The following is a 23,079-nucleotide window of genomic DNA, read 5'->3' as shown; positions in this document are numbered from 1 at the left end:
ATCACAGCAATTGTATGTTTCCCGAAAAATTATTGACCACCTGTTTTATAATGCTCCACCCGTTGTTCACCGGCATCATCCATCTTTGGTCCTTGCTGAATTTTACGCCAGTCGATGGGCTGCTTGTATTTCTCCATGGCCTTGTCCCAATTGAATACCCGCTTATCAGGCAATACCAAATCATAGGCTGAAAAATCGGGTGTGTTGGTAAAGAAGTCGCTGAGCAAACTGGCCGTAACATCATACTGATTTACATACGGCACACCCAAAATATTGTACATGGTTTTGAGGATGGTACCGAAGTTGGCATGCGTATGCGACACATGGTTTTTCTTGACATAAGGACCCGCCATCATGAGGATACTGCGGTGACCATCCACATGGTCTACACCTCCCTGCGGATCATCTTCCGTTACAATCACCAGCATGTTTTTCCAGTACGGTGTTCTGCTCAAAAAATGCAACATTCTGCCCAGAGCCAAATCGTTGTCGGCCATGTAGGAATGCGTAAACGGATAACCGTCTTCTGGTCTTGGTCTGGCACCATGATCGTTGGGCAACATCACGGTCAGCAATTGGGGCAAACTGTCTTTTCCGTTCAACCATTTTTTGGTGAACTCCTCTTCAAATTGTTTCATCCGAAACTGATCGGGAATGTTGGTATTGTAGCCGGCAAAGTTGTGTGAGGTTCTTGTCCACAAGGCGTTTTGCATGGGCACCATTACCAAGTGTGCAGCACCGGTAGCAGTATCGTTCCACTCTTCCCGTACATGGGCTGTTTCATTGGCCTGACCAAAGTTGTAAAACGAAATGCCTTTGCGTTCCAGTGCTTCCCACAAGCCACCAATTTCAGCATAATCTTCGGGGTCAATACTTCCGGTACTACCAGGAAAACGACGGCCCGGTGCATTCGAAAACAGCTTTGCCGTTTTGCTCACACTTGAGTTGGCTTCTACCCATTCATTGGGAATAACACCCACCATCCAGTGATGCCCGTGAATAGAGGCATCACTATCGCAATAAAAATTATCGCTGAAAGCAAACTGGCTGCCAATGCGTTTGTGATTGGGCATTACATCTACATTGTACAACGAATCTGTTTTGGTAAAGATGTTGACACCTGTTCCAAAACGGGCCAGTGTAGCATCGCCTTTTGCCCTGTTCATTTGGCCAAACACTTCATCATAGGTACGGTTTTCTTTGCTGATGAAAACAATATGCCTGATGGGCGTACTACCCAAACCCGGCAATGCAGGCAGTGGTGTATTCGCCACTTGATTCACCGGAATTTTCTGATAGGTATTCTGAATGGCTTTTGTAGTGTAAGCCTTCAATTGCGCTGCATCGGGCATGGCTATTTTTTGAAAAGTAGCCAGCTGAATATCACCCACGTAAGTACCCTGTGGTGGTGCTACAAAGTTTTTACCACCGTTCGGCCCCGCACCATACCCACGGCAAGAAATCACGTACAGGTATTGCTGCTCTTTGCTTAGCAGCACTCTTGCCGGTCCCCAGCCAGTGGGCAGCAAGCCCTTGGTGGTTTTGCTGGCAATGTCTATCACCGCAACAGCATTAAAACCCAACAGTGCTACATACAATGTTTTTTCATCGGCACTCATGGTAATACCGAAGGGCAACAAGCCGCGGTATTTATCGAGCAGCGGATCTACTTTGATATCGATATGGTCAACGATTTTTCCCTTGCGGTAATCAATCACGGAAATATTGTCGTTGGTAGCATTGGTTACATAAGCGTATTGCTTGCCCATAACAATAGAGTTGGGACTGGCACCGCCAATCACTTCCGCATCTTCCACCAACTCACCAATCAGGTGACCGGTCTTTAAGCGATGCGTTACTTTATTAGTAGCCAGATTGATGCTGTACACACTCATGGCCTCCGGCGCATTAGGATCGCCTACGCCGGGAATTTCTTTGCCATCAATTTCTGTTCCTTCTTTTGAAGATTTGGTGTTGTGTCCATATGGATGGTAGTCAATCATTTTTTCGTTGGCATTGTCGGGCGTAGCACCTTTTACCAACGGATAACTGTACATGCCCACGTTGGCCACCAGCACCGTTTTTTTATCGGGCGAAATGGCCAGACCAAAAGGCTGACGACCAGTTTCGATAGAGGCAGTAATTTTCTTGTTGGCCAGGTTGATTCTTACCAACCGAAAATTGCCGCGGTCCAACACCAGCAGTTCGTTGTTGGCAGTATTAAAAATTAAATCGCTGGTGAAGCTGTCGTCAAATGTTTGTCCTGCAAACACGCCGTTCAGCGAAATAGAATCCACTTTTTGCAGGCGTTTGTAATCGTACACAATGACTGCGCCGTTGTCGCCACCGCTTAAATACACAAGGCTTTGCGTGGGATGAAATGCTACTCCCAAAAAAGAACCATTGCTCAACGGCGATGGAATCTTACCAGCATAATCGGGTACACGGGTGGCTTGCATCGAAGCAACATCAATAATGCTGAACACGCCGTTGTGCAATGTGATGACCGTTTTGCCATCGGGTGAAACAGCCATGCCAAACGGATCATGTGTGATGCGAATGGTTTGTCCCACGGGCGTTACATAACGACCACTGGGCAACACAGAAACACCGGCAGTATCAATTTTGGCATATTGGTTTACACCGGGCACCGATAAGATAAATGGATTGGATTGTGCCATTGCCTGCGAACACACAGCAAGCAATACAACGGAGGCAAGAATTCTAAACATGGCGAAATTTAGGAAAGAAAAAAACAGCCTGCATCAAAAGCGACGCAGGCTGCAAAACTTGTGTGATAATTATTGGGCAATCCAGGTGCGGGTATTGATATCATCAGCACCCTGACGAGTTACCGCTTCGGCACGGAAAGTGCCATTGAGTGATTGCTCACTTTGCGGATAAATGAAACGCACAGGCACTTTGTTGTTGTTCAAGTTGTTGGCGCCGGGTACAATTTCTGGTTTGCCGGTACGCTTCCAATCGTGCCAGCCTTCCAAACCGGTGAAGTACAAGGCCACCCATTTTTGCAAATAAATTTTATCGAGTTTTTCAGCACTGGTGCCGGAGTAAGCTACTGCAGCTTGTGTGTAGTAGCTGGCAGGTACATCGAGGTTGATATTGTACTGCACAGGCACCAACGCTTTCCAATAGGCCATGTTGGCTTCGATGCCATTGCGATAAAAAGTAGCTGCATCCCCATTTGTAATCATGCCTTTCTCTCTGGCTTCTGCCAAAATGAATTGCAACTCGGCATAGCTCATGAGTACGGCACGGGCCGCTGCTGGATCGGGCACTGCCTGTCCGTTATCGTTGCACACCAGACAAGCAAATGTGTAACCTACACGAGATACTCCTTGCGGTCCGCCATTGTAGTTCAATGCTTGTACATCGCCCAAACCATTGGGAATGCCTTCAATCACCGGCGTACCAGCTGCTACTGATTTTTGTGAAGGACGACCAAACACCGCCAAACGTGGATCACCTATTGAAGACAAACGATCGGACAAGGTTTTACTTACCCGAAACTCATCAAAGCTACCTACACGGGTACCATACAGCGGCCATTGGTTGGGTGCTGCGGCGAGGTATTTCATTTCTGCATTATCGGCATTGCTCATAAATACAGGATACGTGTTGGCATCGTTGAGAATGGCCTGCATATCTGCATTCACGTTTTTCTTTTTCGACAACCGCATCAGCAAACGCAACCGCAGTGAGTTGGCGAGTTTGCGCCATTTTAAATTGGCAGCAAGCGCCACCACCATACAGCAAATCGCCAGAGATGGTATTGGTGCTGGCAGCCAGTATTTCGTTGGCCTTTTTCAGGTCGGCCAAAATACCGGTGTAAATGTCTTCCTGCTTATCATACTTTGGTTGATATAAACCTTCAATTTTCGCTTTGCCGGCTTCGCTGTAAGGAGCATCGCCATAGGCGTCGGCTATCAGGCTGAACATCCACGATTTCAAAATCAGTGCAACACCGTGGTAGGCATTTTTATTATCGCCACTTACTTGTGTCAAAATGTTTTGCAGGTTGCGGTAATTACCATACACACTGTTCCATACACCGTTTTGTTCGTTCCAGAGATAGCGGTCTTCGTTTACAAACTGAATTTTAGCATGGTATTGCACCACAATGTTGCCAATGCCCCATGCATCGCTTACCTGCTGGTTCATCATGTTGCGGATAACGCCACTCAACAATAAATCGGGCGTTACTTGTGTAGGCACGTTGGTATCGGTGTTGATGCTGCGGAAATCTTTATCGCAACCGGTAAGCGTGGCCGCTACCAAGGCTACTGCAGTCATCATTTGTACAAGTTTCATATTCGTTGGGTTGATCTTCTTGTTTGAAATAAAAGTCTTCATCAATCTGCTTGCGTGGCAAAGCGATTAAAGTTTCAGGCTCAGGTTGAAACCATAGCTTCGGGCCGAAGGAATGGCCATGTATTCTATACCAGGCAATGCAGTACCACCAGTATAGCTCATGTTTTCAGGATCTACGTGAGGTACATTGTCCCACACAAACAGGTTGCGGCCTACCAGTGAAACGGCAACACCACGGAATGGCAACTTGCCCCACACTCTATCGGGAATGTTGTAACCAATTTGTAGCTCACGGAGCTTTACGAATGAGGCGTCGTACATCACACCTTCAGCAATACCACGACCGCCAGTCCAGGCAGTGTGCCATTCACGGGCACTTACTTTTTTGGTATTGGGACTAGGCACTCCATTTACAAATACTACACCCTGACCAACTACACCGTTACCGGGCTTGCTCAAATCATAACCATCAGCACGACCTTCGAGTGTTTCCATGATGATACCGCCTTCACGACCTACGGTTTGTGTGTGGCTATAGATTTCGCCACCACTGCGGATGTCGAAGAGGAAGCTGAGGCGTACACCTTTGTAATTAAAACTATTGCTGATGCCCATCAACCAATCAGGATTGTAGTTGCCAAGCTTAATACGGTTGGTGGTTCTTACAGGACGGCCGTTGGCATCAAACACCATTTGACCAACATACAGACCACTCGCATCGTAGTATGGTGCATTCTTATCCGTGTTTTGTACACGGGCAAAACCAATGCCGTACAAATCCCCCATGCGTTCGCCTACACGGGCTTCCACGCTTACACTACGGCTGGCCATTACAAAGTTGGTGAGGCCATCACGCAGTTCAATGACTTCGCTTCTGTTGGCGCTGAAATTGATATCAGTAGTCCAAGTAAAGTTTTTGTTCTTGATGGTCTGGAAATTCAACATCGCTTCCCAACCCCAGTTCTTGATTTTACCGGCGTTGATGCTGCGGCTGTTGTAACCACTAGTCAGCGACAAAGGAATATTCAGAATCTGATTCTTCGTCATACTGGTATAGTACGTTACATCTACACCAATGCGGTTGTTGAGGAAACGAACATCAGCACCCATCTCCCAGGCAGAGCTGATTTCAGGCTTCAGGTTCAGGTTGGTGAGGCGGTCGGTTTCGCCATATACTTGTGCTGAACCGTATGGTGTGCTGGGGTTAAATGATTGTGTGAACGTAAAAGGATCGGTATCGTTACCCACTTGTGCAAAGCTGCCACGAACTTTTGCAAAGCTGATGACTTTGGGCAGCTTCACCATATCACTAACGATGGCACTAAGGGCTACTGATGAATAGAAATAAGAATTGTCTTCGTTGCCAAACGATTTCAAATCTTCGGGCAAAGTGAGGGCACTACTCCAGTCGTTGCGACCAGTAAAGTCGAGGAAGATTTTGTTTTGATATGCCACACCGGCTGAACCGTAAAAACTGTTGATACGCTTGGCTACATTACGTTGTGCAGTTTCTAATGCAATACGGCTGTTGGTAAGATTGTAAATACCGGGTATGTTGAGCTGGCCTGCAACGGTTTCGTTGAAGCGGCTGCTCTGGCGCATTTGGTTGCCACCAGCGTTGGCGGTTACTACAAAATCAGTTCCCAGTTCTTTGTTGAAGTTCAACAAGAAATCGGCATTGCGTTCTTCGTTGATGATGTTTACCTCACGGTACTGACCAAAAGGAAAACGCTGTGTGCTAAAGCCGCGGCGGTATTCCCGACGTTCGTTGCTCCAATCGGTAGCAGCACGAACCTGCAGGTTCAACCACTTTGTAAAATCATATTTCAATGATGCATTACCAATAATGCGATCATAATATTGACCATTGGTATTTTCATACACGGTGAGGTACGGGTTGTCGTGGTAGTTGTAGTTCCAGCTGTACTGACGTAAGCCTTCTGCACCCTTCATCCACAAGCGTTTCATATCAGACACTTTTACCGATGCAGGCAGCCAGCAGTTGAAGAGATACATCAAACTTTCGGTACCATAGCTAATGGACGGGCGGTTGCCACTTTCGCTTTTGATGTAGCTCACAAAGGCTTTGGCAGAAAACTTATCGTTGAAGTTGTAACCACCGGAGAATGAAACAGTATTCCGCTTCAAATCGGTGTTGGGCACCATGCCTTTTTGATCGAGGTTGGTATAGCTCAACCGGAAGTCGCCGTTTTTATTACCCCCTACCAAGGCCACGTTGTTGGTGAAAGTTTTACCTGTCTCCAAAAAGTTTTTCAGGTTGTCGATATCGGGCTCCCACAGTGTTGGTGTAATCACACTACCTGAAGGTGCATTCAAATCACCACCAAAAAAATCAATGGGCTGACCATTCAAGGTACGGGGTGAGTTGAACTGCGGATACAACTGACCACGAAAAGCGGGGCCCCAACCTTCATCCGTTCCATCGGTAAGGCCTGCACCACCACCGTTTACAAAAGCAAAATCGCCACCGTTGCCATTGCCCTGGCCGTATACTTTTTGATACTCCGGCAATTTCAATGCCTTTTCGAAAGTGGCGTTGGTATTGATTTCTACGCCAATGCCTTTTGATTTTTTACCTGATTTTGTTTTAATCAAAATCACCCCATTGGCAGCACGTGAACCATACAATGCAGAAGCAGCAGGTCCTTTGAGTACACTCATGCTTTCAATATCATCGGGGTTGATAAATCCGGCGCCGTTACCAAAATCCACTTCCATATTGCCACGGCCGTTGGCACCGGTAATTGCGTTGCTCACAGGCACACCATCTATTACATACAGCGGTTGGTTTTTATTTAGGTCAACGGAACGTTCTCCACGAATGGTAACACGTGAAGAACCACCCACACCCGATGCACTACCCACCACAGTAACACCAGCCACTTTACCAGCCAGTTGGTTTACAACGTTGGTTTCACGGGCTACAGTCAGGTCTTCACCTTTCACATCCTGTATGGCGTAGCCCAGTTTCTTTTTCTCTTTGCGAATGCCCAATGCCGTTACTACTACTTCGCCCAATTGCGAAGCATTGGCACTGAGATCTATTTCGAGATAAGTAACGGTACCTACTTGAACCGTTTCGGTGGCATAACCAACATAGCTAATCTCCAGGCGATCGCCTTTCTTGGCATTCACCATAAACTCGCCTTCATTAGAAGTGGTTACCACTGTTCCATTGGATAATAATTTTACTGAAACGCCTGCCAATACTGCATTGGTGGCGGCATCCGTTACTTTACCACGAATGGCTGCCTCCTGCGCAATAGCGGTATTGGTCAATAATAAAAAGAGGGCAAATACAGTGGATAAAACCCACTGCCAAGGGTGTAGTCGCTGCTTCATAAACAGTTTTAATTTGCGGGCAAACCTATCCGGCCAGCGTTACCGAATCGTTGCGCCAACATTACCGAATGGTTGTGCCAGCGTTAACAAAACATGAAGCAGCAATACCTGTACGTTATAAAAACAGAAGAGACACCAATAGGCGTCTCTTCTGATAATCAAAATAAAGTAAATGACTTAGTTCTTTTGTTTGCGGGGCAGGTACCAGCCCAGCCATACACCCGCCAATCCAAAGGCAAGCAATGAGTCGAGCAACTCAATATTTACACCTGGTATTTTGTACCAAATGTATCCTGCATACGGATGAAAACTAAAGCTGATAAAACCAACTGCCAGCGATGCCAGCAACACGTTGCTAAATGTGAGTTGCTTAAATTGACCAATCAACCAAACCAGTACGAAGGCCAAAATAATGTAAGTGCCAAAACCACGCAGCATGTTCATTGTCATATCCATGTCTTGCACAGGATGGTACAAAATACTGGCATAAGGCTTACCCATTGACGTTGCCATTACTTTCTCCATTTCTTCCATACTGGTGCCTGGTGGCACACCGGGAATGAAATATTGCCCATCCGTTTTGAGGTGCGTACTCAACACCTGCAAAATGGTATCCTGCGCTGGTGTGTACATTTCCTGCGAGGTATGTAGTTGTAAAAAAGTGTGGCTCGCCGTTTGCCACAGCATGATTAAAGTGCCGGCTACCAGAGCGGCAATGAGTTTTCTCATCATATGGTCGGTGTTTTAAGAAAAGAAAAATACAGAATTGGAAGGAAAGCAGAAAGCACAAGGCATAGGGCTGAAAGCAAGCAACCAGAAGGCGGCAGATGTAGGGACAAAAAAGCTCCCGCAAAAAACTTGCAGGAGCCGATGTATAACAACGAAAAACAAATGCGGAAGGCACAAGGCTGAAGGCCAAAGGCACAAGCTAAATACCAGCTGCGGCACGTACTGCTTCGGCTACATGGTGTGCCACGGCCGGGTCGAGGGTAGCCGGAATAATTTGCTCCCGGGTTGGGTTGCGCAAATGATCGGCAATGGCATGCGCCGCTGCCAGCTTCATGGCCGGTGTAATACGAGGAGCACGGGCATCCAAAGCACCGCGGAAAATACCAGGGAAACCAAGCACATTGTTGATTTGATTGGGCAAATCGCTGCGGCCTGTACCCACAATGGCAGCGCCACCTTTGAATGCTTCGTCGGGCATGATCTCAGGTGTAGGATTGGCCAGTGCAAAAATGATGGCATCTTTCGCCATCAGCCGAATGTCATCAGCAGTAAGCAGGTTGCCCTTGCTCACACCAATAAATACATCGGCACCTTTCAACGCATCTTGCAACGTACCACTCACGTTGTTTGTATTGGTGTACTCCAGTAAATGGATTTTTTCTTCATTCAAATCGGTGCGGTCTTTGCTCACAATACCTTTGCTATCGCAGGCTATCACATCTTTTACCGACACACAAGCTTCTTTATCATCGCCAAAGCCCTGACAGCGCAACAAACGGGTGATAGCAGTACCAGCAGCTCCTGCCCCATTCACTACTACTTTCAATTGAAACAATGATTTACCTACAAGTTTTGCTGCATTGATTAATCCGGCCAATACAACAATGGCTGTACCATCCTGGTCGTCGTGAAAAACAGGAATGCCGATGTCTTGCAAACGACGTTCTATTTCAAAGCAATGTGGCGCAGCAATATCTTCTAGATTGATCCCACCAAAAGTGGGTGCCAGGTATTTTACCGTACGGATAATTTCTTCCGTATCCTGTGTATTGAGGCAAATCGGAAAGGCATCAATGTCGCCAAATTTTTTAAACAGCATGGCCTTGCCCTCCATGACTGGCATGGCAGCCTCAGGACCAATGTTACCAAGACCCAACACAGCCGATCCATCTGTTACAATAGCTACACAATTGCCTTTGAGTGTGTAATCGTACACTTTGTTTTTATCGGCAGCGATGGCTTCGCAGGGTGCAGCTACACCGGGCGAATACACTTTCGATAAATCTTCGTTGGTACGTACATCCATTTTGTTGCGCACCGTAATCTTTCCCCGCAGGGTTTTGTGCAGTTGCAACGATTCTTCGTAGTTGTTCATGTAAAAAATTTTGAGGCGGTAAAGGTATTGCATTGCCTGCCAAGCACAGAATGATTCAAATCACCCAATGGTTGTATTGATTTACGTGATACGCAATAAAAAAAGAGGCAAGTACAACACTCGCCTCTTTATGCAACGCTGTTTGATGAATGATTTATTCGCCCAAACTATTGATAGCATTCAGGTCGCTGAAGGAATGCTTCAAGCGGGCAATCATGCTCTCTTCGCCTTTGCGGAGCCACACACGTGGATCATAGTACTTCTTGTTTGGAGAATCGTCGCCTTCGGGGTTGCCTATCTGGCTTTGCAGGTAGCCATGCTTGTCGGCTTCGTAGGCACGAATGCCATCCCAAAATGCCCACTGTACGTCGGTATCAATGTTCATTTTGATAACGCCGTAGCCAATGGCTTCGCGGATTTCTTCGGTAGTAGAACCAGAACCGCCGTGGAATACAAAATCAACAGGATTGTGGTCGGTGCCAAACTTCTGCTGAATGTATGCCTGAGAATCACGCAGGATTTTTGGTTCGAGTTTTACGTTACCGGGCTTGTACACACCGTGTACGTTGCCAAACGAAGCAGCCACTGTAAAACGATGGCTGATTTTCTTCAGCTCTTCGTACGCATAGCTCACTTCTTCAGGCTGAGTATACAGTCTTGATTTTTCTACATGCGTGTTGTCAACACCATCTTCTTCGCCACCGGTTACACCCAATTCAATTTCGAGGGTCATGCCCATTTTGCTCATCCGCTCCAAGAACTTGCTGCTGATGGCAATGTTTTCTTCAATGGGTTCTTCGCTCAAATCGAGCATGTGAGAGCTGAACAATGGCGTACCGGTTTTGGCAAAATATGCTTCACCTTCTGCCAGCAAACCTTCTACCCAAGGGAGAATTTTTTTGGCGCAGTGGTCAGTATGCAAAATCACGGGAACACCGTAAGCTTTGGCGGCCTGATGCACATAGTATGCACCGGCAATACCGCCTGCAATGGATGCAGCTTCATTGGTATTCTTGATGCCTTTGCCAATAAAAAATTGAGACCCACTATGCGACAATTGAATGATAACAGGTGACTTTACTTCACGGGCAGTTTCCAGCACGGCGTTCACGGTATTGGTACCGGTTACGTTTACCGCTGGCATGGCAAAGCCCTTTTCTTTAGCGTAGGCAAAAAGTTGTTGTACTTCATCGCCCCAGAGAACACCAGGACGGAACTGAGCAGAAATAGACATTTGTGATTGTATTAAAGTTGAACAAAGTGGTCGCAAATTAAGGAATGTCGCCCGTTTTGCCGAGTGAGATAAATCATATCCTCTCAGGTTACGATTGCAGCAACCATTGTAATGCGCCTAAAATATGCTGGCGAAAATCAGCGTCGCTGTAGGTTTCGGGATGATGACCCAATGCTGTGTAAAAGGCCCGCCCCCCTTCGAATGTATGGCACCAGGCCATCGGATGAAAGCCATCCATATTGCCACCTGTGTAGGAGGTCTCATCAACAGCCAGCACAAAATGCAACCGGTCTTTTTGCAATGATTTGATGTTGTAAATTTCTTCGAATCTCGAAAACACAGCCGGCCAGAATTTGGTGGCGGGATGGTTGCTGTCGAGGTTGATGAACGATGCCGTTTGCGGCTTGGGATGGTCTTTGAAATAGCCGCCCACCAACTGATTGAACCATGGCCAATCGTATTCGGTATCAGTGGCGGCATGGATGCCCAAAAAGCTTTTACCACTGCGGATGTACTCCTGAAAAGCCGATTGCTGTGCGGCATTGAGCACATCGCCGGTGGTACTCAAAAAAACCACCACATCGTATGGCTCCAATTTTTCAGGGGTAAAAAAGCCGGCATCTTCGGTGGTATCTACTTTGCATCTTTCGCTGGCAGCTATTTGCAAAAACAGTTGTTTGCCCTGCGAAATAGACGCATGCCGAAATCCTGCCGTTTTGGAAAAGACAAGCAAGCGTTTGCCCTTGAGTGATTGTGCCGGTGCAGAGACTGCCACAAAGAGAAAGGCTGCAAATAGGAATCGGAAAAGTTGCATGAGCCCAGATGGTTTGGGCCTAAGATAGCAAACAAAAAACCTCAGCAAATGCTGAGGTTTCTGTTGTAGCCCGTACGGGAATCGAACCCGTCATTCCTCCGTGAAAGGGAGGCGTCTTAACCGCTTGACCAACGAGCCATTTTCGATTGGGAGTGCAAAAATAGGGGGCTGATTCATTCAACCAAAAAAATTTCGTTTTCGCTGATATTTATCATCTTTTAACAACTTCCAAAAGTGCGACCAATAAGTTACCTTCGCGACGCATTTAAACAACACAATCACAAACAAAATACTATGAGCACAGTAAAAGTAGCCATCAACGGTTTTGGCAGAATCGGCCGCCTGGTTTTCCGCCAGATTTACAATATGGAAGGTATCGATGTAGTTGCTATCAACGATTTAACCAGCCCCAAAACCCTGGCTCACCTGCTGAAGTACGACAGTGCACAGGGCCGTTTTGAACAAACGGTGACAGCAGGCGAAGACAACATCACCGTGAATGGTGAGGGAGATCAAAATTTACGCACAAAAGAATCCTGCCGATATCCCTTGGGGTAGCCACGATGTAGACGTGGTACTGGAATGTACCGGTTTCTTCACAGATAAGGCCAAGGCCGAAGCTCACCTGACTGCAGGTGCCAAGCGTGTGGTTATCTCCGCTCCTGCCACCGGCGATCCGAAGACCATCGTGTTCAACGTAAACCACAATGCCCTGGACGGTAGCGAAACCATCATCAGCTGCGCCAGCTGCACTACTAACTGCCTGGCTCCTATGGCCAAGGTGTTGGAAGATACTTTCGGCATTGTAAACGGTTTAATGACCACCGTACACGCTTATACCAACGACCAGAATACTCAGGATGCACCCCACGCTAAAGGCGACCTGCGCCGTGCCCGTGCTGCTGCTCAAAACATTGTGCCCAATAGCACTGGTGCTGCCAAGGCCATTGGTCTGGTTCTGCCCAGCCTGAAAGGCAAACTCGACGGTAGCGCCCAGCGTGTACCTACCCTCACCGGTTCTCTCACTGAGCTGACTGTTGTGTTGGGTAAAAAGACAACCGTAGAAGAAATCAACGCCGCTATGAAAGCCGCCGCCAACGAAAGCTTTGGTTATACTGAAGACGAAATCGTAAGCAGCGACATCATCGGTATCAGCTACGGTAGCCTGTTCGACGGTACTCAAACCCGTGTACAAACCGTAGGCGATACACAGCTGGTACGTACTGTAAGCTGGTACGACAATGAAATGAGCTACGTGAGCCAACTGGTTCGCACTGTTCATTATTTTGCTCAACTCATCAGCAAGTAATTCTGATAGACTGTATGCAATTTCTTTACCGGAAATACAAGGGCTGCCGCATCATCGGCAGCCTTTTTGTTTGCATTAGCTTACTGGGCTGTAACCTGATGCCAAACAATAAAAACATGAAGCTGGAACAGCTTTGGTGGCTGCAAACGGTGGCTTCACCCGCAGGCACCGAAATGGGCAACGGCAACCGCATGTATCGATTTTACAACGATGGCAGCTACACCGTTACAGGTAGCACCGGCATCGATAGTGGTAGCTGGATGCACAACAAAGCCAGAAAAACCATTGAGCTGCATTTTCGCAAGGGCAATCTGGAACAGATGGATTGCTATTGGCTGTACAAAACCCTTGCGGGAGATGAGCTGCAGGTGCAGCAATTCCGCACTCCGACCATGGACCCGGAAAAAGTAGAATCGGTGTTGACGCTGGAGCCTGCTGGCAATGAAGGAAAGGCCGATCCGGTAAAATTTTCAGCCAACAGTTGGCGCATTGCACCCAAAGCACCAGAATCTGCAGAAGCAATTAAACAGCGTACGTTGAGTTACCTGCATTTTCAGGAAGCCCTTTACAAATTTGCTTTGAACAATAAAGTTTCCGTACTGCCTACCAGCTGGTTTCCTGAGCCCATTTTGATGGCGTACAGCAATGGCGTACGCATGGCATACTCAGATGAACTGGATACATGGAATGCCTGTTTTTACAACAGCAGCGAAGCCACGCAAGGCTACATGTACATCAGCTCTGCGCTGCGCAAAATCACTTTATCAAGTGCAGAAAACCGCTTCGAACGCAACCTCGATTGCATTCGTCAATTGATTGGCCTGATTGAAAAAATGGAACACCTGCCACCACCTGTTGAAGCCAAGGAAAAGCAGGAAGCAAACTAATATTTGTCAGCCTTGATACTGAGGCAACATGTTTATCTTGCGGATGCTGTAAACAACCTGTTGCAGCCACAAGCAAACAAGCCTGCAAAGGCCGCACAAGATTTTTGAACCGTAAAACCGCATTGACCTATGTCAGCATTTTCACAACACAATTTTGCCGGGCAAAAAGCCCTCATCCGTGTTGACTTCAACGTACCACTGGACAAGCAAACACAAGCCATTACCGACGATACCCGTATGCGGGCAGCGTTACCTACTATTCAAAAGATTTTAGCCGATGGCGGCAGCGTTATTCTCATGAGTCACCTCGGCCGCCCCAAAGAAGGTCCCGAAGCCAAATACTCATTGAAGCATTTGGTAGCTCACCTCGGCGAATTGCTGGGCGGCAGCACCAAAGTATTGTTTGCCGATGATTGCATTGGCGAACAAGCCTACCTCACCGCATCGATGCTGCAGCCCGGCGAAGTGCTGCTGCTCGAAAACCTGCGCTTTTACAAAGAAGAAGAAAAAGGCAACCCAGAGTTTGCAGCCAAACTGAGCAAGCTTGGCGATGTGTATGTAAACGATGCCTTTGGTACTGCTCACCGTGCACATGCCAGCACCGCCATTATTGCCGACTACTTTGATGCCGGCAAAAAAATGTTTGGTCTGCTGATGGAAGGCGAAGTTACCGCTGCAGAAAAAGTATTGCACCAAAGCGAAAAACCTTTTACCGCCATCATTGGTGGTGCCAAAGTGAGTGATAAAATTCTCATCATCGAAAACCTGCTCGAACGTGCTACCGACATCATCATTGGTGGTGGCATGGCTTACACGTTTATGAAAGCCCGTGGTGGCAAAATCGGTAGCAGCTTGTGCGAAGATGACCGCATTGCTACAGCTACCGATTTGCTGGCCAAAGCCACAGCAAAGGTGTAAGCATTCACCTGCCAGAAGACAGTGTGATTGCCGACAAATTTGCCGCTGATGCCAACACCAACGTTACGCCTAGCGACGCCATTCCTGATGGCTGGATGGGCCTCGACATTGGCCCAAAAGCTGCCGGTGTATTTGCAGAAGTGATTCGCAAATCGAAAACCATTTTGTGGAATGGCCCCATGGGTGTGTTTGAAATGGAAAAGTTTCAGGCCGGCACCAAAGCCATTGCCGATGCTGTAGCTGAAAGCACCGTTAACGGCGCCTTTAGCCTCGTTGGCGGTGGCGATAGCGTAGCAGCGGTGAATGAGTTTGGCTACACCGATAAAGTGAGCTACATCAGCACCGGTGGTGGTGCCATGCTCGAATATTTTGAAGGAAAAGTATTGCCCGGCATTGCTGCCATCAAATAAGCAAATACAAGCACGTTATACAACTAAAAAAGCGACCAGTACTGGTCGCTTTTTTTAAGCCCCCGGAGGGGGAAATGTACGGAGGGATGCTTCCTTCGTCAGCATGACATTACCTGTTGATGCTCTCTACTACCAACTATCATCTGTCATCTATCAACTATCAACTTTTCCCCTTAAAACTCCACTCTACCCAAAAGCGGCTCACTATTTCACCGTCTTTGGTGCGGCCGGTACTGGTAGCGGTAAATGTTTTGCCTTCACCCGAAGCCAGCGCAGCTTCTATACATTGCTGCATGGCTTCGCCATCGTCGCAGGTAAAATAAATCCGCTCAGTAGCCTTCTTCACAAACTCTGCTTTGATAGACGTAACCAGCATACTCACGGCAGGCTTGCGGCCGTGTATGTGGCCGAGTGCCAGCACACCGGTGCTCATTTCGGCCGCCATGGCCTGGCAGGCAAAATAGATGCTGCGAAACGGATTTTGCGACAGCCATTTGAAGGGCACACTCACTACTGCCGATTTTTCGGTGATGCTGCGCAACCGCACCCCACAGAAATAAGCACTCGGCAGTTTATACAACATAAACAAGCCGAACTTGAAGCGATGATTGGCGGTTTGTTGAAATTGATGGAAGGACATGTTGAATAGTTGGAAAGTTGGTAGGTTGGTAGGTTGACAAGTGAAACAACCATTCATTCCTTTTATTGCTTATTGATTTCTATCACAGCATATGCCACGCCTTTGACACCAGCATCGGCGGTGAAGCGCAGGTTGCCATTGCCGGTGCTGCTTACCTGCAACGAAGCGCTGCCATAACTCCGTAGTGCGTTACTAACATTGCTGGCATAGTTGCTGCGGGGTGTAGAAATTTTCTGATTCAATTCGTACCAAGGCAATTCTTCTTTACTCACCACAACAGCGATGTAATCTTTGGTACCAATGCTATCGGGCATCATACTCTTGTTTTTGGGAAACAAGCGATAACCGGTAATGCCGCAATAGGCTGTGTAAGCTGTTTTAGTAACATCTTCTTTTGTGGGATACGGAAACAAGGTATAACTGCTGCCATCTACTTCCTGACCAAACACGTACACATAACATTCGGTACTGTTTTTTACTTCCACTTTAAACCGGGAACCTTTGGCAATGGTATTGCTGGTAAACACATTGCTGCCTGCATTGCGCAACGGAATATAGCCTGCAGGTTTCGCTTGCTCGTTTACCTGTACCAATCCTATTTCGCAATCGAAAGCCTGCTGCAAAGCGGCGCCCTGCTGTGGCAACGGATCCATACCGTAGGCTTCCCGCACAAACTCTTTGAAGTCGGCATAGCGTACCCAGCCAATGCCATTTTCGCCCCACTCCGGCCCCCAGCTGTTCATGATTTGAAAAGCACCGCCAGCCAGTTTATCATCGTAGCCAATCACACTCATGGCATGGCCACCAAAACCCATTTGGTTGTAATCGCTTTGTGAGGGCTGCCATACTTTCTGGCCCATCATGCCTTCCATAAAACTACCGCCCACCATCATGCCAATCACCACCGGTGCCCCCGAAGCCAGGTGCTCTTTAATGGCCCGAATGCTGATGCCTTCCGGCGCATCGGAACCCGTGAGGCGGTTGAAGCCATGAATTTTATTGGCAGCCGCCAATGCATCCAGCGACGTGGGCGGATTGCGGCTACAATCGGTTTCATCGTAAGGGAAATTATTGAACGGCACCCCACCCTTGCGCTGCATCAGCTCCATGGCACGAATGATGTACGAACCCTGGCAACCATCGAGGCCAATTTGGTTGTACATGTACGACGGACTAAAAGCTAACTGATTGGGATTGATGCCCGTACTGGCACTCATGAGAATGGTTTGTGCCGCATAGGCACTGCTCCATGCCACACAGCTACCCTGCCGGCCCTGGTTTTGCCTGTCGGGGGCAAACTTGGCCAGCGATACATACTCTGGCAGCGGGTTGCGTACATCATCATCGCTGAGGCCTTCGTACACCGGAGCCTTGGCAAACTCCTGCTTGCTGAGCATGCCGCCCGTACTAAAAGCGCTGGCGGCCTGTTGTAAAAAACTGCCGCCACAACCCTGCTGGTTCATCAGAAAATAGGCTCCGCCGAGCAACACCAAAATGAGCAGGCCACCGGGCTTGCGAAACAACATGAGCAGCAGTGGCAACAGGTTGAGCAAACCGCCACCACCTCCTCCGCCACGGCCACCGGAGCGTCCACCACCACTGTTGTCGTTGAATTCGTTGGGATCCTGCGGATCATCTACCATTCGTATGGGCATGGTTGCAAATTGAAAGGATGAGTCAGCAAAATACTTGTTCTGCGCCAACTATGGTAACGGTTTCAATTTTGGTTTTTGGTTTGGATGTTTTTGGTTTGGGGTTTGGAGTTCTCAAAGGCTGGAAGGTGAACACGAGTAGCACAGCAGCAACAATACAACATGTATAACCGGGTGGATTGTACTCATAAACAAGACAAAAGGCCTAATACAATAGTGTTGATTGTGAATGATATTGCGTTAGGCTTTTTTTTGAAAAGAGTAGCATATATTTATATAATTGCTGCCATTTGACCGCCGCCTATGTTCAAACTTTTCAACAAACGAAATAAACGATTAACCATTCAAGGTGACAGCATCTTTATTGACAATTCCAACGACAATGTTGGCAAGGCAGCAGAACTTAATACTGTTTTTGCTTTGACAGAAGCGACACCAGAAATTAAAGTATACGAAAACAATCAGCTAATTCGGTTATATCGTATTGACACATTAAATGCAAACTCAAATCTTACAGGACAATTTCTTCACAGCTCAATTCGTATTTTGGACAACAGTGCTGTTATGATAGACGGCGTAATTTCTAAAAGCGACACATCGTTTCCCAAATGGACAAACCAAGACTATGAAGCAGTAAGATTTCAACCTTTTTTTCTTTCAAACGCCAACGACAAAAACATACAATTAATCGGCAAAGGACTTTTTGACCGTGGCTTACATTTTAGTGGGACAGTTACACCAACGGCTGTAAGATGCATTTGTGTTTGTGACAACTGCTCAAAATCATTTTCGCTGCAACATTTTCATGCAGGTTTTTCGGAAATACAATATTTCTATTCAACTAACAGCAAGGAGACACTACTTGTTCCCTATGGTGCTATTGCTAACATGCCGACACAGCTGCAAGAAATAATTGACTCAGCGAAATTGAATGAATTAGAAAGTTTGTTGCCAACATCTTCAGACGGACACTTTCGTTATTTCAATTCTTTCAAGTGCCCACATTGCTTGATAAGTTTCATTGACTTTGAAAAGTTTACAGAAATGCGACCCAAAGAATACTATGGCAACACTTTACTAAATCAAAAACCAAAGCAGTGGACAGACCAAACAGGCAGCTAACATTACATTGGCAATATGGCGGGGCCACAAATATATTCTCGGCTTTTTGTTCACCACTCAGCTTCGGTTTCGGCAGACGAATAACGCCTGGCATCAGTACAAGCAATGAGCTTTTGTATCTTTAATCAGCAGCGGCACCGGGCAAACGGAACACAGAATATCGCCACATCGCCAATGCTTCAACGTTAGCAATCATAAAATGACACACCCTAATAGTATATCAACACTCAACTGGCGACTAATTCTAATTCACGTTATTGCGACTTGGTTTTTCATTCAATCTTTTTTATACTTTCTTTTTTGCACGACGTGAAAGGCATCGAAGTATTTACAGACAAATGGCAGACAGAATCTTTTGACGAGACGAGATATAAAAATGTCATGTACTGGATGTACACTTCTCCTTATGTAGGACTTTTAGTTGCATTCATCATCTCTTTGTCAATATCCATCAAACGAAAATGGTGGTGGCTGAATTCTTTGCTCGTTTTTATTTTGAGTTATATGCTTAAAAGGTTTGACATAGATGGATGGCATTATTTGAAAATAATTTTCTTGACACCAGGACAATTTTTTAATCATCATTCAGCATGGTATTATTTGGCCAATGGACTACCAATGTTAATGCTTGGTTTTGTTCTGTTCTATTCAAAGTGGACAAATCGCTTTATTACTCCGCCGTTGTTGGTCGTTGACCAACAAATAATTGCCCCTTCTGGCGAAAGCGTTCCGCAACAGCGGACCAGTGGTGAAGATTAAATCCTGCCGGACTGTGTCCGGAATCAAGAGCACATTCTTTTGTAATTTGTAATGCCCTGTTGGTCCGGCGACCAATAAAGGCGTAAATCTCAACCGAACAATGTAATAAGTTCTAAAAATGACGCTATGAAATTGAGCACTCCTATGTTATCAATGGTATCCTTAGCAACCGCTTTCACTTTGCTAATCTGCTCCTGTAAATCGAAACGGCAAGCTCGTTTTGAGATTACAAATTCGACAGGACACACCATCAAGAATTTGACTATTCAACCAGATATTGACGTAAACAAGTATGTCGATATTGAACCAAATCAGAAAGTCATATTCAAAACAAGTATGACAGGCATGCCTAAGGCTGACGGTAACTACGGGCTCAGTTTTCAAGGGGTCGATTCATCCATAGACAAGACTTTCGGCTATTTCTCAAACAGCCTTCCACTCGAAAGCATCACTAGGATTGACATTCGCCCTGATACAATCATCTTTAAGTATGAATACAATAATTATTGATAGTTAGCTCTCTCCGCCTTTGTTGGTCGCTGACCAACAAATAATTTCGACTTCTAGCACAACTATTCCGCAACAGCGGGCCAATACTGATGATACAATCCTGCCGGACTGTGACAGGAATCAAGAGCTCATTCAGTTGTAATTTGTAATGCCCATGTTGGTCAGGCGACCAACATGGGCGGCGTTCGGCGACCAACATGGGCGGCGTTCGGCGACCAACATGGGCCGCACCCAAAAACAAACTCCCCGCCAACGGGCAGGGAGTTATGCAATGCTTTGATGATGGTTGGTGATTATTTCAACACCAGTTTTTCTTGTTCTGCTTTAGCGGTGGCCGTTACAAATTCTATTACATACACACCACGAGGATAGGCCGCTACCGGCAGATCGAGGATGTTGCCGGCCACTTTGCTGCTGTAGAGCACTGCGCCTTTTACATCGAGCAGGCGAACCGTACCGGCTGCTGCAGGCAACGTCAGGCGAACAGTTTCACGGGCAGGATTGGGATACACACCCAGCTTGCTGATGCCCGCTTTGCGCAGCAATACACTGCTGGAGTAAGCCATGGCACCATCCAGATCTACCTGGCGAATGCGGTAGTAATTTTCAGCACCGGCTTGTTCATCCGTAAACTGATATTGGCCAGCCAATGCAGCCGAAGCTTTCACGGTTCCAATGGCGGTGTATTGACGACCGTCGCTGCTGCGTTCTACCACATATTCCTTCAGGTTTACTTCGTTGGTTACTTTCCATTTCACCACAGCTTTGGCATTTACCCAGGCAGCTTCTACACTCACCCAACTCACGGGCAGTGGCGCACAACCATCGGGCAAGGTATAGTTGTAGGTTACCGATTGGCAATCGGGGTTGGTAATGGTAAGCGTTTGCTGAGAACCCAGCGTTGCATTGGCATAGTTGAGCGTAAAGCTGAGTTGCGTGGGACTCACGTAGTTCAGATTGCTGATAACCACTCCACCCGTACTGCTTACAGCCAGGCGGCGGGCATAGCCAGGTCCGTTGGCATCGGTACCGGGATCGTAGTAACCAGCGAAGTTGGCGCCGGCAGTGCCATTGAGCGTAATGCTGATGGTACGGTCGCCGGTACAGGTAACGCTTGTCATATTGCTGACGGCGGCTGGCGGTGGTGCTTTTATTTGCGTAGCCCGAACTGCCCAGCGGTCGGTACCCGATACAAACTGCTGAAACGTCCACATGGTCATATCGTCACTGGGGTCGGTTACGGTTTGTGAATAGTCGCCCCAACGTTGGGTTTCGCCCGATTGCAGGTTGTACGATTCAGCGTAACTGGTTACTTGCACCGGTGCAAACAAAGAGCCAGCCGTAGTGCTGGCATAGCGGCCGGCAATAATGGCGTTGGCAGCTGCGGCAGCACCAGCTTGTGTAGCACCGGCTGCAGCATGGCCTTGTCCGCTGGCCGAGATGGAGCCCATCCAAAAACTCTTGGGGCTACTGGCAGCGTTGTCGAACAAAGTGCCCGATTGGCCCAGTGTCATGGTGCTGCCACTTACGTTTACCGAATACCAGCGGGTAGCCACCCTGTCGGCACTCGAGGTATTGGCCACACCTGTATTGGTAACGCCAATGTTGTGGGTGGCCCAAATAGAAGCCGTGCCATTGTTTTTGTTTCGCACCAGCACCGCATTGAGCAAGCGGTCGTCGCCTGCATCCAGCAACTCTGTACTATTCAGTGCCGTTACTTCAATAGGGAAAGAAGTGGCAGGCACGTTGATGGTACCGGTGGTAACACTGGGCGTTGCACCGGGATTATTGACCACGATGTAATTGAGCACTCCATAAAACTCAGCACTTACACCCAAAAAGTAACCCTGCGTGGCATTAGGGTCGTCGTTTTGTACGCCCTGCGGGCAAAAAATACCGGAGCTGGTAGTGCCTTGTCCGCGGAAAGGGGTAAACACCAACGGGCCACCCGATGTTAAAGATGACTTGCGCACCACATACACGCTGCTGCCAATGTAATTGCCCGATGTAGCGTTGAAAATCAACCCTCCAATATAGAGGGCATTTTTGTCGACACCCAACGTGGGGTAATCACAAAACTGTCCCCTGATCGGAGCTGCCTGTGGCGGCACCTTGGTCGTGGGCAAATTGGTAAAAAGAAAAGGATGTCAAATCTGTGATGGTGGGGCCATTGCTCACGGCAATCATAATGCGGTTGCTGGCGGTAGCCGTGTTGATGGCCACAATGAACCAACGCTGGCTCAGGCGGTCGTACTGCACATGTGGGTCCGTTACTTCTGATCCATTGCTCACACTGGCAAAAAAGTCTTCAATGTAAATAGAAAACGCAGCACCACTCAGGGCCAGTGCGCCAGAAGTAGTACTGGTAGTAAGCGGTGCATCGCACACCGTAGGCTTGCTGTACCACTTGAGGCGGTTGTTGCTGGCTACGCAAATTTGCGTAGGTCCAACATCGCCCATACAATCGGGCGGGGTTACTACCACACCGCTGGTTTCATAGGTTTGCAGCGCTGCAAAATTGCTATGGATGGCTTGTGTGTTTTGTTGCGCTATTACGGGGCTGCTGCTGCCTTTTGGAAAGCTGGCGGTTTGCAAGGCATCGGGCGATACCTGGGGCTGTCGGGTACGCTTGGTACTCAGCTCCTCCCTGATTTTTACCACGTTTTGACGAACGATGGCATTGGCTTTTTTATTGAGCTCAGCCACGCTGAGGGTAACAGGCATAGCGCCGGTAAGCGGTGTGCCGGTGATGGTTTGTGCAGTGCTTTGCAAGACTGCTCCTGTGAGCACCCACAACAGCAGTGCCCGCAGCGAAAAGGTGGTGTAGAATTTGGTCATGTCCGGAATGGATTTGGCTCAAACTTAAATAAATAAAGGCTTGCCTGTAAAGCAATCCAACGTAACAGTGTGAATAGTACGGATGAAGCGGGAAAATGGTTGGATAAAAGGGTGCAGGATTTTATACCGGCTGGTTGTATGCATCGCCAATTTATTTACATATCAGGCAGCAAAGCCGAGTAGCAGCAAA

The 23,079-nt window shown here is 47.5% G+C and carries 18 protein-coding genes, 1 tRNA gene and 1 pseudogene; 7 read left to right on the top strand and 13 right to left on the bottom strand.

The window, feature by feature from the left end; genetic code table 11:
* Nucleotides 1-29: 29 nt before the first annotated feature.
* The 9 genes from GLV81_RS05905 to GLV81_RS05870 form a co-directional block, all read right to left on the bottom strand.
* Nucleotides 30-2,732 (bottom strand): bifunctional YncE family protein/alkaline phosphatase family protein, encoded by a 2,703-nt coding sequence (locus GLV81_RS05905; RefSeq protein ID WP_157477685.1) that lies wholly within the window; start codon nt 2,730-2,732, stop codon nt 30-32.
* Between the two features lie 69 nt (nt 2,733-2,801).
* Nucleotides 2,802-3,698, bottom strand: a complete 897-nt coding sequence (locus GLV81_RS20040) for a SusD/RagB family nutrient-binding outer membrane lipoprotein (RefSeq protein ID WP_281350821.1) — start codon at nt 3,696-3,698, stop codon at nt 2,802-2,804.
* Nucleotides 3,604-4,329, bottom strand: a complete 726-nt coding sequence (locus tag GLV81_RS21110) for a SusD/RagB family nutrient-binding outer membrane lipoprotein (RefSeq protein ID WP_197428975.1) — start codon at nt 4,327-4,329, stop codon at nt 3,604-3,606. Before GLV81_RS21110 ends, GLV81_RS20040 begins: the two co-directional genes overlap by 95 nt.
* A gap of 66 nt (nt 4,330-4,395) precedes the next feature.
* Nucleotides 4,396-7,692, bottom strand: a complete 3,297-nt coding sequence (locus GLV81_RS05895) for a SusC/RagA family TonB-linked outer membrane protein (RefSeq protein ID WP_157477683.1) — start codon at nt 7,690-7,692, stop codon at nt 4,396-4,398.
* 177 nt (nt 7,693-7,869) lie between these two features.
* Complete coding sequence (locus GLV81_RS05890) at nt 7,870-8,424, bottom strand: hypothetical protein (protein ID WP_157477681.1); 555 nt, start codon at nt 8,422-8,424, stop codon at nt 7,870-7,872.
* Between the two features lie 196 nt (nt 8,425-8,620).
* Entirely contained in the window at nt 8,621-9,796 is a 1,176-nt protein-coding gene (locus GLV81_RS05885; RefSeq protein WP_157477679.1) for an NAD(P)-dependent malic enzyme, read from the bottom strand.
* A gap of 154 nt (nt 9,797-9,950) precedes the next feature.
* Nucleotides 9,951-11,030, bottom strand: coding sequence for a class II fructose-bisphosphate aldolase (gene fbaA, locus GLV81_RS05880; RefSeq protein WP_197428974.1), 1,080 nt, complete (start codon nt 11,028-11,030; stop codon nt 9,951-9,953).
* Nucleotides 11,031-11,118: 88 nt separating this feature from the next.
* Nucleotides 11,119-11,844 (bottom strand): ThuA domain-containing protein, encoded by a 726-nt coding sequence (locus GLV81_RS05875; RefSeq protein WP_157477677.1) that lies wholly within the window; start codon nt 11,842-11,844, stop codon nt 11,119-11,121.
* Between the two features lie 66 nt (nt 11,845-11,910).
* Nucleotides 11,911-11,982 (bottom strand) — tRNA-Glu (locus GLV81_RS05870).
* Between the two features lie 156 nt (nt 11,983-12,138).
* Here GLV81_RS05870 and GLV81_RS21680 point away from each other — a divergent pair.
* The 4 genes and pseudogenes from GLV81_RS21680 to GLV81_RS05855 all read left to right on the top strand — a co-directional run bounded on the left by GLV81_RS21680 (nt 12,139) and on the right by GLV81_RS05855 (nt 15,368).
* Nucleotides 12,139-12,402 carry a glyceraldehyde 3-phosphate dehydrogenase NAD-binding domain-containing protein gene (locus GLV81_RS21680; protein ID WP_425500013.1) on the top strand — a complete coding sequence of 88 codons (264 nt, stop codon included), beginning with the start codon at nt 12,139-12,141 and terminating at the stop codon, nt 12,400-12,402.
* Nucleotides 12,344-13,153, top strand: a complete 810-nt coding sequence (locus tag GLV81_RS05865; RefSeq protein WP_425500012.1) for a type I glyceraldehyde-3-phosphate dehydrogenase — start codon at nt 12,344-12,346, stop codon at nt 13,151-13,153. Before GLV81_RS21680 ends, GLV81_RS05865 begins: the two co-directional genes overlap by 59 nt.
* 116 nt (nt 13,154-13,269) lie before the next feature.
* Nucleotides 13,270-14,040 (top strand): hypothetical protein, encoded by a 771-nt coding sequence (locus GLV81_RS05860; protein ID WP_157477675.1) that lies wholly within the window; start codon nt 13,270-13,272, stop codon nt 14,038-14,040.
* A 129-nt stretch (nt 14,041-14,169) separates the two neighbouring features.
* A pseudogene (locus GLV81_RS05855) lies at nt 14,170-15,368 on the top strand (phosphoglycerate kinase).
* A gap of 160 nt (nt 15,369-15,528) precedes the next feature.
* Here the strand turns inward: GLV81_RS05855 and GLV81_RS05850 are convergent.
* Nucleotides 15,529-16,008, bottom strand: coding sequence for a DUF4442 domain-containing protein (locus GLV81_RS05850; RefSeq protein WP_157477673.1), 480 nt, complete (start codon nt 16,006-16,008; stop codon nt 15,529-15,531).
* Nucleotides 16,009-16,070: 62 nt separating this feature from the next.
* Nucleotides 16,071-17,663, bottom strand: a complete 1,593-nt coding sequence (locus tag GLV81_RS05845; protein WP_157477671.1) for a C1 family peptidase — start codon at nt 17,661-17,663, stop codon at nt 16,071-16,073.
* Nucleotides 17,664-17,963: 300 nt separating this feature from the next.
* Here GLV81_RS05845 and GLV81_RS05840 point away from each other — a divergent pair, with 300 nt between their 5' ends.
* From GLV81_RS05840 to GLV81_RS05830, 3 genes are all read left to right on the top strand, one after another.
* Nucleotides 17,964-18,782, top strand: a complete 819-nt coding sequence (locus tag GLV81_RS05840; protein WP_157477669.1) for a hypothetical protein — start codon at nt 17,964-17,966, stop codon at nt 18,780-18,782.
* A 300-nt stretch (nt 18,783-19,082) separates the two neighbouring features.
* Nucleotides 19,083-19,541: a hypothetical protein gene (locus tag GLV81_RS05835; RefSeq protein ID WP_197428973.1), complete on the top strand. Its 459-nt coding sequence runs from the start codon at nt 19,083-19,085 to the stop codon at nt 19,539-19,541.
* Between the two features lie 126 nt (nt 19,542-19,667).
* On the top strand, nt 19,668-20,051 hold the full coding sequence (locus GLV81_RS05830; RefSeq protein ID WP_157477665.1) for a hypothetical protein: 384 nt from the start codon (nt 19,668-19,670) through the stop codon (nt 20,049-20,051).
* A gap of 293 nt (nt 20,052-20,344) precedes the next feature.
* On the opposite strand, the gene GLV81_RS05825 is transcribed toward GLV81_RS05830, so the two are convergent.
* A complete protein-coding gene (locus tag GLV81_RS05825; RefSeq protein WP_157477663.1) occupies nt 20,345-22,177 on the bottom strand; it encodes a T9SS type A sorting domain-containing protein in 1,833 nt (610 codons plus the stop codon).
* Nucleotides 22,122-22,889: a hypothetical protein gene (locus GLV81_RS05820; protein WP_157477661.1), complete on the bottom strand. Its 768-nt coding sequence runs from the start codon at nt 22,887-22,889 to the stop codon at nt 22,122-22,124. The genes GLV81_RS05825 and GLV81_RS05820 overlap by 56 nt, the downstream gene beginning before the upstream one ends.
* Between the last annotated feature and the right edge of the window lie 190 nt (nt 22,890-23,079).

Source organism: Phnomibacter ginsenosidimutans, from assembly GCF_009740285.1.
Lineage (GTDB): Bacteria > Bacteroidota > Bacteroidia > Chitinophagales > Chitinophagaceae > Phnomibacter > Phnomibacter ginsenosidimutans.
This window is presented reverse-complemented; position numbering and strand designations above follow the sequence as displayed.